This window comes from Testudinibacter sp. P17/SS/0325 (assembly GCF_053570765.1).
This window is the reverse complement of sequence record NZ_CM131635.1, coordinates 1,389,993-1,402,404: the sequence shown is the minus strand read 5'-3', so window position 1 is coordinate 1,402,404 and position 12,412 is coordinate 1,389,993. Positions and strand designations below refer to the sequence as shown.

Sequence of the window (12,412 nt, the reverse complement as noted above, 5' to 3'; positions counted from 1 at the left end):
AAAAGCGGGATTAACGCCAAATAATCCCGCTATTCTAACAACTTATCAAGCCAACGTCATTTGTCCGGTGTAAAGGATAAAGAAACGTAGGCAGAATACGCCGAACAAGGTGCAAAGTGCGGTGAAAATGATAAAGCCTTTGCGGTGTTTCAGTTCTGCGCTGCTGACCGCATTGAGTAACAACGGTAACAACAGCCCAATCAACACCACGCCGATCCAGAACACCCACGCCCAGAAACCGCCGCCGATTGCCGTCACCATTGACACGGTTTTTTGTCCGCCGCCAAAATACAAACCGACAAAGAAGGCAAACAGCAGGAAGATTTCGAGTAATACCACCGGCGTTTCAAACTTATGTAAGAACGAAACCGACGCGGAATGCGTTGATTCCCGGCAGCACCAGACCGCAGCCAGCAACAGTGCGGCAATCCCGGAAGAGGTGCCCGAAGCCAAAAATAGGATCGGCAACACCGGATTGTTCAACATCGGATAACTGACCAGCGCCGAGAGCAAGAAACCGGTATACGCCCCCAGCAGAACAGATAACAAAATCAAAATTAATTCAATCGGGTTACACCATTTCTCGATCGCGTTGATGATTTTCTTCACAAAAGCGAGCGCAGGAATATAACGATCAATCCAGTCCGCCAGCAGGTGTTTGAACACGATAGCCAGCCATAAGAACAGGAACAACATATAAACCTGGAACAGCATAACCCCCATTGACATCACCGATTGCGGTTGATAATTAAACATCAACATCCAGAATGTCCATGGTTTGGTTAGGTGGAAGATCAAAATCGTCAAGCCGATAATCAAACTCACCGGCGCGATGATCGCCGCACTGCGAATCACGTTATTGCGGCTGACATCACTTCCTGCCAAAACCGAACTGCGTTTTAGCAGCACCGCCAATAAAGTAACCCCGGCGGAAATCCCTAATAGGAAAAGATAAATCGCAATAATTTCGTCCCATACTAACGACGGGAAGTGGAATGGACTGTTCATCGTCTGATCTCCCCTGCTTTAGCCGGAACATGGTACAAGTTCGGTTTGGTCCCTAACTCGACTTTGGTTTGATACACCTGTTTTTCACGGAGTTGGCGTGAAATCTCGCTGTTCGGATCATCCAGATTGCCAAAGGTCAATGCCTTGGTCGGGCAAACCTCGACACAGGCCGGCAGACGCCCTTTTGCCAAATTGGTGTCACGGCAGAAATTGCATTTATCCGCCGCTTTGGTCTTAGGATGAATGAAACGCACCCGATAAGGGCACACGGCAATACAATATTGGCAACCGACACACAGATCCGCCTTCACGTCAACAATACCGGTGGAAGCCTCGATAAACGATGCCCCCGTCGGGCAAACATGCACACAAGGCGCATTGCTGCAATGTTGACAGGAATGGCGATAAAACTCATAGGTGACGTCAGGAAATTCCCCTTGCGGTTCTCCCCGAATGATTTCCAGACGTGATACCCCTTCAGGCACGTTATTGACTTCACGGCAAGCGTCCATACATGCGGTACAACCGATACAGAGCTTCTCGTCGTGCAACATGCCATAACGTACTTCGTTAATCGTCAAAGTCTGAGCCAGACTTTGTGCGGGTTTTCCGGTCATCAGGATAAGAGCCCCAGCCCCCATGCCGGAAACAAAGTTTCGGCGTGAGCAACTCATTTTTTATCCTTATCCTGAATCACAGGTTGTGGGTTGGCTTTGGCTTCCAACAATTCTTGTTGTTTACCGTGACAATCAACGCACAGTTTCACTTGATCTTTATGCGCAATACCTTGCATTGGATCTGCTTTCGGGTGCAAGGTATGACAGCTGGCACACGGCAGTTTCATCGCATGCACATCATGCGCCCATAAGCTTTCGCGCAATTTTTCCGGCTGGTGACAAGAGAAGCAGACCTGATTTTGCTCTTGTACACTGTACATCGGCGTTTTGCCGTCGAAAATATCACCATGGAAACGCATTACATCTTTCACGCCGCGACGGTGATCTTCCGAAATATTACCATGACAGCTGACACAGTTAATCGGTTTTCCTGTTGACGGATTGGCTTTGCTTAAATGGATACCGTGAAATTGTTCGTCATTAAATTTATGGCATTGTGCGCAATATTTATTTGGATCACGCTGATTTTCCAACTGCGGTTGGTAAGTCAGCTCATTACCCGCATTGCCGCTTTGCGCATTGGTGTTTGCAGACGAAACCGTGGCTGTCAGCAAACCTGCGCTTAATACGGCTATCAATTTGACAGCCTTTAACAGAAGATTTCCCTTCATCGTCTTTTCCCTCAATCTTAAATGGTTGTTATGCTTGATACCGCACTTTTACTCCGGTTGATCTCGCCAAACGCCAAAGTGCGGTTTAATCAGCTATTATTCACCCAGTAAGCCTTTTGCTTTGGCTTCTTTATCCCATTGAGGTACAAGGGTTTTCAAGAATTCATCTTTTGCTTTTTTCTCTTTTTCATAATCAATGCCCATCACTGCCTGCGCTTTCTCTTTGGTCGAAATATCCGGAATAGCCACTGGCTGGCTGACATTGTGCGCACTCAGCACACGCGCCAATTTCACCCGCGCATCACCGGCTTTATCCAAGCCTGTGCCTAAGACACGCAACATCACATCCGGCGCATGCATGTAACCGCCATGGCTGGCTGCGGCATAATCCCAACGCCATTGGGCATGACGAATATCTTGCAATGCCGCTTTCATTTCGTCTTCAGTTGCACCGGCATCCCATGCGGCTTTGGCTTCAAAGTGCGCTTTCACCAGTTGATCTTCCAAACGGATCATCACGTCTTTGACTTCATGCTTGCGTGAAGACACAATTTCGCGCAATTTTTCTTTGCTTTGATCGTGGCAGTTGGCACAGGTGTTTTCAAACGCGTCAAACGGATTGCCGATTTTGTGATCGGTAAAGACTTTGCCGTCGGCGGTTTGCACTTTCGGCATATGGCAGTCGATACAGGTCACGCCGTTTTTACCGTGCATGCCTGCCGACCAGATTTCGAAGTCCGGGTGTTGCGCTTTCAACATCGGCGCTTTAGAGAGCGAGTGAGTCCAATCGCTGAAGCCGATTTCATCGTAATAGGCTTCGATTTGATCAACACTGGTGCCTTTATCCCACGGGAACGTCACTTCTTTCAAATCACCGGCAAAATAGTATTCCACGTGGCAGTTAGCACAAATCGCCGCACGTTGATCGGTTTTATCCGATGAGGCGAAATTTTCACCAATTTTATCCAAGGCGCGTAACACATGCGGACGCGCAATGCGCAATGCCGGTTTGCCTTCGGCAAAGTCGGCGGAGGTGGTATCGTGGCAGTCGGCACAGCCGATCGAATTCACTACTTCCGGCCCGCCTTTTGCCCATTTACCGCTGAAATAACCGTCTTCACCCCATTCCGCGATTAAACGTGGCACATCCGGACCTTTACAGGTCCAGCATGCCATCGGTTGCGGACCGTCATTTGGTCCGGTCGGGGCGCCGGTACGCAGAATATCCCGCACATCTTTAATCGCATAAAAGTGACCGCGCGGTTTGTTATAATCGTGCGAAAACAAATAACCGCCCCACAATACAATCATGCGCGGATCTTCACCGATTGCCGAGTCTACTTCATCAGATTCTGAAGTTGCCGACCATGTATTAAATTGCAGCGGATATTTTGCTGCAAATTTTTGGTTATTAGACTGGATAACCACTTTCGAATCGGCTTCTGTTTTTTGTTCCTCTGCCATGGCATTTTGCGTTGCCAGCCAACCTCCGCCGATTACGGCGAGCAGGCTGAATAGCGAGGTCAGTTTTTGTTTTGCGATATTCACGATAATTTCCTCCGTAGAGACTTTCCCACAAGAATTGGATTTGAAACGCCATGTTAAGCACTTAACTCTGTGATAACATTGCAACAATCAACTAAAGTTCTTCGAGATTAAATTAGCAAATACCCTTGTTTTTTGCATAGATATATTCAAAATAGTTGTTCTTGATCAAATTTCCACAGCAAAATACCTCTAAATGAGTACCTCTTTTTTGTCAAATAGTATAAAAAAACCGCACTTTCGCTTAAAATTTCAGCAAAAGTGCGGTTAAATATTATCAGTGCAATCAATAACTAAGCGTTATTTCACTTCCATGCCTTGCGCCTGTAAATCGGCGTGATAGGAGGAGCGCACGAAAGGACCGCAAGCGGCATGCTCAAAGCCCATTGCCTCGGCTTTTTCGCGCATTATGTCAAACTCGCTCGGCGGCACATAACGCGCCACCGGCAAGTGATGGCGGCTCGGTTGTAAATATTGTCCCAAGGTCAACATGGTTACGCCGTTAGTGCGTAAATCCTGCATTACTTCCAAAATTTCGTCATTCGTTTCGCCCAAACCGACCATTAAACCGGATTTGGTCGGAATATGCGGAAACATCCGTTTGAAATCATGCAACAGTTTTAATGACCATTGATAATCGGCGCCCGGGCGAATCTCACGGTATAAACGCGGCACATTTTCCAAATTGTGGTTAAACACATCCGGCGGATTATCTTTTAATTTATCCAATGCTTGTTCGATTCTGCCGCGAAAATCCGGCACTAAAATTTCAATTTTGATATTCGGATTGAGTTTGCGGATTTCGCGCACGCAATCGGCAAAATGCCCCGCACCGCGATCCGGCAAATCATCGCGATCGACCGAAGTGATCACCACATAACGCAATTTCATATCTTGAATGGTTTCGGCGAGTTTTTTCGGTTCGTCAGGATCCGGCGGCAGCGGTTTGCCGTGCGCCACATCGCAAAACGGGCAGCGGCGGGTACAGATCGCGCCTAAAATCATAAAGGTTGCCGTGCCGTGATTGAAACACTCGTGTAAGTTCGGGCAACTGGCTTCTTCGCACACCGAATGCAAACCGTGACGGCGCATGCCGTTTTTAATGCTGTCAATCTTCGCCGAACTTGCCGGTAATTTAATTTTCATCCACGCCGGTTTCGGCAACAACTCCTGCTCGGGATTAATGTTTGTCACCGGAATAATTGAAGTTTTGGCTGCGTCGCGATATTTCACGCCACGTTCCATTTTGAAAGGTTTACCCATTATAGCTCTCGATTTGTCTTGATTCGGATTAAGGCTTAATTAATTTTCAACGAATTGGATCTGTTTGTAATCCATTAGGTTAATAAAATGTTGCAGTAATTGTGGGGCAACCTGCTCGCAAAGTAAAGCCGGATCACCGATTAATTCGCTTAATTGGCACATTTCTAAGCCGGCATAGCCGCAAGGGTTGATATAATTGAACGGGGTTAAATCCATATTGATATTCAATGCCAAGCCGTGAAACGAACAGCCGCGACGGATACGCAGCCCCAATGAACAAATTTTGCGTTCGTCAACATAAACCCCGGGCGCATCGGCTTTCGGATAGGCTTGAACGCCATAATCGGCCAAGGTCGCCACCACGCAATTTTCCAGCGCAGAGACTAAGTGACGCACATTGAAATCACCGTTGTCTTGTGCTTTTTTGCGTTTGATGTCTAACAGCACATACATCACCTGCTGTCCGGGTGCATGGTAAGTGATCTGCCCGCCGCGATCGGACTGCACCAGCGGAATGGCGGATTGCCGCAACAGATGTTCCGTTTTGCCGGCTTGCCCTTGGGTGAACACCGCCGGATGCTGCACCAGCCAAATTTCATCCAAAGTGCGGTCATCACGGTTATCGGTAAACTGCTGCATTTGCCGCCACACCGTTGCGTAAGGCCGTATGCCTAATTGACGTACAATCAGGTGTTTTGCGAATGACATCATTTTTCGTTCCTCAAACCGCACTTTGCCTTGTGCTACTACAGCACCATTCTGACAATATCAATTTCCGCCAATTCTTTATACAACGTTTCGATCTGCTCGATATTTTCCGCACGTACCATAATCGACACCGAATGATAATTGCCTTTACTACTCGGTTTAATCGTTGGCGCATAGTCGCCCGGAATGTGTTTTTGTACCACTTCCAACACTTTGTCCTGTAAATCCGGCTGCGCCAAACCCATCACTTTATACGGGAAGTCGCATGGGAATTCGAGCAGTTCGTGTAATTTGGTTTTTTCCATTTTTTATTCCTGTTCTTTATTGAGAAATCCCTGCCAGGCAGGGATTTGAATGTATTTATACGTGGTGTTTAGCGCGCCTAAATTCAAGGTGATGATTTGGATTAACTAAACAGGCTTTTCACCGTCAAAATAATCCAATCGATGATTTTGCCGAAGAAACCGGCTTCCTCCACCGGCTCAAGCACCTGCAAATTCACGGTGGCGACATCTTTGCCATCCAACTGGTAAACCACGGTGCCGACCACATCACCTTTCTGTAGCGGGGCTTCCAAGTATTTTTTGCTCAGTTCATAACGCGCTTTCAACTCTGCCTGCTTGCCTTTCGGAATGGTGATATAGCCGTCGTCGATCGTCCCCAATTTGACCTTATTTTCCTTGCCGTAATACACGCTTTGCTCGGACACCACTGTGCCGGCGGCTAACGGTTTCAAGGTTTCAAAGTTATTGAAACCCCATTGCAACAGTTTTTTGGTTTCGACTTCACGCCCTTTGATCGTCGGCACGCCCATGACGACGCTAATGAAACGGGTATCGCCTTCAACTGCCGACGCAACCAAATTATAACCGGCCTGATCGGTATGCCCGGTTTTCATGCCGTCCACGTTCAAGGTTTTGTCCGATAAAAGACCGTTGCGGTTTTGTTGTTTAATTTTATTAAAAGTAAACTCTTTTTCTGAGTGAATCGCATATTCTTCCGGCAAATCACGAATCATATGCGATGCCATGATCGCCATATCTCTGGCTGAAGAGTATTGATTTTCCGCATCCAAGCCGTGCACCGTAGCAAAACGGGTATTTTTCAGCCCAAATTTCTGTACGTATTGGTTCATGATGTCAATGAAATTCTTTTCCGTGCCGGCTAAATGCTCGGCGATCGCCACACAGGCATCATTGCCGGAGGCAATGATAATTCCGTAATTCAGATCTTTCACGCTGACTTGCTGATTGACGTTCAAAAACATTTTAGACGAACCCGGGAAATTTTTGCCCCAAGCATTTTTACTCACCGTGACTATGTCATCGTTACGAATTTTACCTTGTCGAATCGCATCGCCGACCACATAACTGGTCATAATTTTAGTCAAACTTGCCGGGGCTTGGCGTTGATCCGGCGCTTTCGCCGCCAACACCGCACCGGTATGATAATCCATCAAAATATAGGTTTGTGCATTCAGCTGTGGCGGTGCCACATTAAATTCGATTACCTCGGAGGCAAATATCGGCGCGGATGTCAGTAAAGCCGTTGCCAACAAGGTTGTTTTCAATTGACGTCGATAAAACATAGCAAACAAAATCCTTCGTTATTGAGCGTTGTAAGAGTATAAAATATTGTTGTGTTGACCGTTTTGCACCAACTCGGTTTTCAGTTGGTTCACTTTTTCGCGCGAATCAAGCGGTCCGAATTTCACTTTGAAATTGCGGCCCTCTTTAATAATTTCACTGTTCACATTTTTCATCGAAAGCTGGGCAATCAGCGCTTTTGCTTCAGTATCGCTATCTAAATTGACACTTTGCAGTTCATACGCCAAATTACTTGCGCCATTTTCCGCGAGCGGTTTATCTCCGCGGCTTGCCGTCACGAGATCCGTTTTATCCGCCGCGACCGCTTTTGCCTTGGCAATTTGCACACTGGCTTGTTGATTGTCTTTCGGCAGCGGTAAATTTTTATTTTTTGCCAACCGGATTAATTTTTCTCCGCCCGGTCCACTGATTTGACCATTTTTATCGACATGTACCACTTCCATTTTGACCTGTGCCGTGCCTTTTCGCAACATCCCCAATTCTTTGGCGGCGGCTTTCGACAAATCGATTTTACGATCCCCGACAAAAGGTCCGCGATCATTGACCCGTACAACGACTTGACGCCCGTTTTTCACATTGGTTACCAAAACATAAGACGGTATCGGCAAACGTTTATGCGCAGCCGTCATTAAATTTTCATTATAAATCTCGCCACTTGCGGTTTTTCTACCATTAAATTTGCCGCCGTAAAAACTGGCCGTGCCGGTCATCGAATACGCTTTTGCTTTTTCACGATTCAGGGTTTGGTAGGTTTTGCCCTTCACGGTATAAGTCTGGCTTTTAGCCGCCGCCGTGGTCGAAGACAACTTCTTCGGTCCGCTCACCCCAAACAAACTTTGCGTAGAGGTTGCCGCCTGTGCCGTCCCGATGGTTAACGCCAACATCATTAAACAGCCATAAACGGTTGATTTTAAAAATGTCATAAAAAATTTCCTATTTTAGCAATTCGTTGCCTTATCTAAAGTGAGTTACGCTACGCTTATGGCTGTAAACCGACATAATCAATCCAAAACCCGCCATCAGCGTGACATAGGATGTTCCGCCGTAACTCACCAGCGGTAACGGAACGCCGACCACCGGCAAAATTCCGCTTACCATTCCGATATTGACAAAAATATAGACAAAAAAGATTAAGGTGATCGCACCCGTTAAAATCCTGCCCGCCGCAGTTTGCGCTTTGGCAGCGATAATTAAGCCCCGAATGATAATAAACATATAGATCGCCAGTAACACTAACACGCCGACCATCCCATGCTCTTCACTCAGCACTGAAAAAATAAAATCCGTATGCGGTTCCGGTAAAAATTCCAATTGCGACTGTGTGCCTTGCATCCAGCCCTTACCGAAGATTCCGCCCGAACCAATCGCAATTTTCGATTGGATAATATGATAACCCGCCCCCAGCGGATCGGATTCCGGATCAAGTAAGGTCATCACCCGTGTGCGCTGATAGTCATGCATCAGAAAATACCACATCACCGGGATAAAACCCGCCAATCCGACCGCCGCCACCGCAATCAGGCGCCAGCTCATGCCGGCTAAGAATACAACAAATATGCCCGAGGCGCTAACTAAAATCGACGTGCCCAAGTCCGGTTGTATTGCGACCAAAATGGTCGGTACAAAAATCATGCCCAGCGCAATCATGGTGTGCCATAAGGTCGGCGGTAATTTTTGCCGCCCTAAATAAGCCGCCACCATTAACGGCACCGACAACTTGGCAATTTCCGACGGTTGAAAACGAAATATGCCCAAGTCTAACCAACGTTGCGCACCTTTGCTGGTGGTGCCGATCAGATCAACCAACACCAGCATAATAATACAAGCGACATACAAATAGGGCGCAAGTTTTTCATAAAAACGTAATGGAAACTGCGCCATTAGCAACATCACAATAAAACCGAGAGAAATTTGGATCACGCGGCTTCTGAACATCGCCTCACTGCCGCCGGAAGCGCTATACAACACCACCAAGCCGTAAGCCGAGATCACCAACAAGCCCAGCAACAACCAAAAATCCAAATGAAAACGCTGCCATAAGCTGCTGAAGACGGTTTTTGGTTCGCTCATTGTGCGCCTCCTGCGTCAGTTGCGCTTTGCTCGTCCGCCACCGCACTTTCACTTGCCGTTTGTTGTTTCAACTGTCCCATATCCAGTAAATAATAATCCATAATTGCCCGCGCAACCGGCGCTGCTTGGCTGGAACCGCCGCCGGCATTTTCTAAAAATACCGATAAGGCGATTTTAGGGTTTTCATACGGCGCATACGCAATAAACCACGCATGATCATGCAAATGCGATGCCAAGTTCGACGCGTCGTATTTTTGATTTTCTTTTAAACCAAACACCTGCGCGGTACCTGATTTGCCTGCCGCCAGATAAGACATATTGGCGAAGGCTTTTTTCGCCGTGCCGCTGCTGCCGTATAGCACATTATACATACCGCTCTTTGCCGCGTTCCAATAGGCTAGCGGCACCCCGCTAATGTCCTCATACGGTTTCGGATCACGATAGGGTTCAATTTCGTTACCGATAATGTGTTGCATAAAGTGCGGTGTATCAACCCGTCCGTTATTAATCAACACGCTTAACGCTTTGGTCACCTGCAACGGCGTTGCCGTCCAATAACCCTGTCCGATCCCGACCGGAATCGTATCGCCGATCACCCACGGTTTTTTATAACGTTGCTGTTTCCATTCGCGCGTCGGCATTACGCCGCTGGTTTCCTCACGAATATCCACTCCGGTCGGCATGCCGAAACCGAAACGTTTCATCCACTCGGAAAAACGGTTAATGCCCATATCGTAAATCAGCTGATAAAAATAGGTATCCGCCGATTCCATAATCGCTTTATTTAAATTCACCCGCCCATGACCGCTCTTTAACCAGTCGCGATAACGTCTTTCCGTTCCGGGCAGCACCCAATACCCCGGATCAAACATCGTGGTATTGGTGGTAATAATCCCGTCCTGTAACGCCGCCACCGCAATAAACGGCTTGACCGTCGACGCCGGCGGAAACGCCCCTTGCGTGGTACGGCTGTACAGCGGACGATCCGGATCATTCAATAACGCATTGTAATTCGCCGATGAAATCCCGCCGACAAACAAATTGTTATCATAACTTGGGCTCGACACCATCGCCAACACGCTGTTATCACGCGGGTCAAGGGCGACAATCGCTCCGCGGCGTCCATCCAATAACTGGCGGATATAACGTTGCAAATCCAAATCAATCGTCAGCTTAATACTCTTGCCCGACACCGCCGGCTGTTGGCGCAACGTGCGGATCACCTTGCCGCGGTTATTCACTTCCACTTCCTCAAAACCGACTTCGCCATGCAGTTGTTCTTCGTAATAACGTTCGATTCCCAACTTACCTATATCGGTGGTGCCGGCATAATTCGCCAATTTGTCTTCGTCTTTCAACCGCTCGACATCTTTATCATTAATTTTGGCAACATAACCTAGAATATGCGTCAGATCTTCACCATAGGGATAATGCCGCTTAAAGTAAGGGCGAATTTCCAAACTTGGGAAATTATGTTGATCCACCGCAAAACGCGCGATTTGTTCTTCGGTTAAGTCCGCTTTTAACAAAATCGGCGTATAACGCGAATTGCGGCGTCGTTCCTTGGCAAAGGCTTCGATATCCTCATCGGTCAAACCGACGATTTGGCGTAACTGTTGATAAGTCTGCTGCAAATTTTCGGTTTTTTCCGGCACAATATACAAACCGAAAAAGGTCAAATTTTCCGCCAACACCTTATTATTGCGGTCATAAATCAGCCCACGGGTCGGCGCTACCGGCAGTAATTTAATCCGGTTACCGTTCGAGCGGGTTTGATAATTATCGTAATCCCGCACTTGCAAATTATAGTTGTTCAGCAACAGAATCGACAACAGCAACAAAACCCCCAGAAACGCCACCAGCACCCGCCGTAAAAACAGGTTCTGCTCCGCCTTGTTGTCTCGAATAATCTCTTTTGCCATGGTTAATTCTATTTTTCTTTTCTGTTTACTTTTACTGCTTATCCAACGGTAGCGGATAAAATGCGGCTTTTATACAAGGCGCTATACCGCAGACAGTACAGGTAGTACGGCAAGGTATAGTAACGCAGTAGAAAAGTCGCATTTTATTCGCTACTCACGGTGATACGGGTGATTGGTGGTCACACTCCACGCCCGATACAAACTCTCGGCCACCACCACCCGCACCAATGGGTGCGGCAAGGTCAATGGCGACAGCGACCAACTGCGTTCCGCCGCTTGTTTGCATTGCGGCGATAGCCCTTCAGGGCCGCCGATTAACAAACAGACATCACGCCCGTCATTTTTCCAGCTTTCCAACTGCTCGGCTAATTGCGGGGTTGTCCATGCTTTACCCGGAATATCCAGCGTCACGATCAGGCTGTTTTTGCCACAAGCGGCAAGCATTTGCTCGCCCTCTTTTTCCAAAATCCGTTTAATATCGGCATTTTTACCACGTTTACCGGCGGCAATTTCGATCAATTCAAACGGCATATCTTTTGGAAAACGGCGTTGATATTCCTCAAAACCGCTGGTGACCCAACTCGGCATTTTGGTGCCGACCGCAATCAGTTGGATTTTCATGCTAGCTCCACAGTTTTTCCAACTGATACAGCTCGCGGCTTTCTTGTTGCATTACGTGCACAATCAACTGCCCGAAATCAACCACCACCCAATCGGCGGTTTCGATCCCTTCCGAACCGAACGATTCAATGCCTTGCTGTTTACAAGTGTCCGCCAGGTTTTGTGCAATCGAACCGACATGGCGGCTGGACGTGCCGGTGCAAATCACCATATTATCGGTGATACCATTATTATTACGCACATCAAACACGCTGATGTCGCTCGCTTTTAAGTCATCTAAAATCGCCGTGACTGATTTGACTAATGAATTTTGCAAAAGTTTCCTCGTAACAGTATTGTGTAATTTATCATCTAGCGTAGAAAAGCGCAGATTTTAGCAT

General features: G+C 47.4%; 13 protein-coding genes. All 13 read right to left on the bottom strand.

Annotation, left to right across the window (positions count from 1 at the left end; all coding sequences use genetic code 11):
• Positions 1 to 45: 45 nt before the first annotated feature.
• The 13 genes from nrfD to rsfS all read right to left on the bottom strand — a co-directional run bounded on the left by nrfD (position 46) and on the right by rsfS (position 12,348).
• Complete coding sequence (nrfD, locus tag ACWA50_RS06660) at positions 46 to 1,008, bottom strand: cytochrome c nitrite reductase subunit NrfD (protein ID WP_431050948.1); 963 nt, start codon at positions 1,006 to 1,008, stop codon at positions 46 to 48.
• The gene (nrfC, locus tag ACWA50_RS06655; RefSeq protein WP_449343133.1) at positions 1,005 to 1,625 is read right to left on the bottom strand and encodes a cytochrome c nitrite reductase Fe-S protein; all 621 of its coding nucleotides are present in this window, start codon (positions 1,623 to 1,625) and stop codon (positions 1,005 to 1,007) included. Before nrfC ends, nrfD begins: the two co-directional genes overlap by 4 nt.
• Positions 1,626 to 1,678: 53 nt before the next feature.
• Entirely contained in the window at positions 1,679 to 2,296 is a 618-nt protein-coding gene (gene nrfB, locus ACWA50_RS06650; protein WP_431050945.1) for a cytochrome c nitrite reductase pentaheme subunit, read from the bottom strand.
• A gap of 96 nt (positions 2,297 to 2,392) precedes the next feature.
• Positions 2,393 to 3,778, bottom strand: a complete 1,386-nt coding sequence (gene nrfA / locus ACWA50_RS06645) for an ammonia-forming nitrite reductase cytochrome c552 subunit (protein ID WP_431054310.1) — start codon at positions 3,776 to 3,778, stop codon at positions 2,393 to 2,395.
• Between the two features lie 363 nt (positions 3,779 to 4,141).
• On the bottom strand, positions 4,142 to 5,104 hold the full coding sequence (gene lipA / locus ACWA50_RS06640) for a lipoyl synthase (RefSeq protein ID WP_431050943.1): 963 nt from the start codon (positions 5,102 to 5,104) through the stop codon (positions 4,142 to 4,144).
• A gap of 39 nt (positions 5,105 to 5,143) precedes the next feature.
• The gene (gene lipB, locus ACWA50_RS06635) at positions 5,144 to 5,812 is read right to left on the bottom strand and encodes a lipoyl(octanoyl) transferase LipB (RefSeq protein WP_431054309.1); all 669 of its coding nucleotides are present in this window, start codon (positions 5,810 to 5,812) and stop codon (positions 5,144 to 5,146) included.
• A gap of 38 nt (positions 5,813 to 5,850) precedes the next feature.
• On the bottom strand, positions 5,851 to 6,117 hold the full coding sequence (gene ybeD / locus ACWA50_RS06630; protein ID WP_431050941.1) for a DUF493 family protein YbeD: 267 nt from the start codon (positions 6,115 to 6,117) through the stop codon (positions 5,851 to 5,853).
• Between the two features lie 101 nt (positions 6,118 to 6,218).
• Positions 6,219 to 7,400, bottom strand: coding sequence for a serine hydrolase (locus ACWA50_RS06625; RefSeq protein ID WP_431050939.1), 1,182 nt, complete (start codon positions 7,398 to 7,400; stop codon positions 6,219 to 6,221).
• Positions 7,401 to 7,418: 18 nt separating this feature from the next.
• Entirely contained in the window at positions 7,419 to 8,342 is a 924-nt protein-coding gene (locus tag ACWA50_RS06620) for a septal ring lytic transglycosylase RlpA family protein (RefSeq protein ID WP_431050937.1), read from the bottom strand.
• Between the two features lie 31 nt (positions 8,343 to 8,373).
• Complete coding sequence (gene rodA / locus ACWA50_RS06615) at positions 8,374 to 9,489, bottom strand: rod shape-determining protein RodA (protein WP_431050935.1); 1,116 nt, start codon at positions 9,487 to 9,489, stop codon at positions 8,374 to 8,376.
• Complete coding sequence (gene mrdA, locus ACWA50_RS06610) at positions 9,486 to 11,411, bottom strand: penicillin-binding protein 2 (RefSeq protein ID WP_431050933.1); 1,926 nt, start codon at positions 11,409 to 11,411, stop codon at positions 9,486 to 9,488. Before mrdA ends, rodA begins: the two co-directional genes overlap by 4 nt.
• A 150-nt stretch (positions 11,412 to 11,561) precedes the next feature.
• Positions 11,562 to 12,032 carry a 23S rRNA (pseudouridine(1915)-N(3))-methyltransferase RlmH gene (gene rlmH, locus ACWA50_RS06605; protein ID WP_431050931.1) on the bottom strand — a complete coding sequence of 157 codons (471 nt, stop codon included), beginning with the start codon at positions 12,030 to 12,032 and terminating at the stop codon, positions 11,562 to 11,564.
• A gap of 1 nt (position 12,033) precedes the next feature.
• Positions 12,034 to 12,348: a ribosome silencing factor gene (rsfS, locus tag ACWA50_RS06600; protein WP_431050929.1), complete on the bottom strand. Its 315-nt coding sequence runs from the start codon at positions 12,346 to 12,348 to the stop codon at positions 12,034 to 12,036.
• Between the last annotated feature and the right edge of the window lie 64 nt (positions 12,349 to 12,412).

Excerpts from the sequence above, each read along its gene's own strand:
- nrfD (WP_431050948.1), bottom strand. The coding sequence starts at position 1,008 with ATGAACAGTCCATTCCACTTCCCGTCGTTAGTATGGGACGAAATTATT.
- nrfC (WP_449343133.1), bottom strand. The coding sequence starts at position 1,625 with ATGACCGGAAAACCCGCACAAAGTCTGGCTCAGACTTTGACGATTAAC.
- nrfB (WP_431050945.1), bottom strand. The coding sequence starts at position 2,296 with ATGAAGGGAAATCTTCTGTTAAAGGCTGTCAAATTGATAGCCGTATTA.
- lipA (WP_431050943.1), bottom strand. The coding sequence starts at position 5,104 with ATGGGTAAACCTTTCAAAATGGAACGTGGCGTGAAATATCGCGACGCA.
- lipB (WP_431054309.1), bottom strand. The coding sequence starts at position 5,812 with ATGTCATTCGCAAAACACCTGATTGTACGTCAATTAGGCATACGGCCT.
- ybeD (WP_431050941.1), bottom strand. The coding sequence starts at position 6,117 with ATGGAAAAAACCAAATTACACGAACTGCTCGAATTCCCATGCGACTTC.
- ACWA50_RS06625 (WP_431050939.1), bottom strand. The coding sequence starts at position 7,400 with ATGTTTTATCGACGTCAATTGAAAACAACCTTGTTGGCAACGGCTTTA.
- ACWA50_RS06620 (WP_431050937.1), bottom strand. The coding sequence starts at position 8,342 with ATGACATTTTTAAAATCAACCGTTTATGGCTGTTTAATGATGTTGGCG.
- rodA (WP_431050935.1), bottom strand. The coding sequence starts at position 9,489 with ATGAGCGAACCAAAAACCGTCTTCAGCAGCTTATGGCAGCGTTTTCAT.
- mrdA (WP_431050933.1), bottom strand. The coding sequence starts at position 11,411 with ATGGCAAAAGAGATTATTCGAGACAACAAGGCGGAGCAGAACCTGTTT.
- rlmH (WP_431050931.1), bottom strand. The coding sequence starts at position 12,032 with ATGAAAATCCAACTGATTGCGGTCGGCACCAAAATGCCGAGTTGGGTC.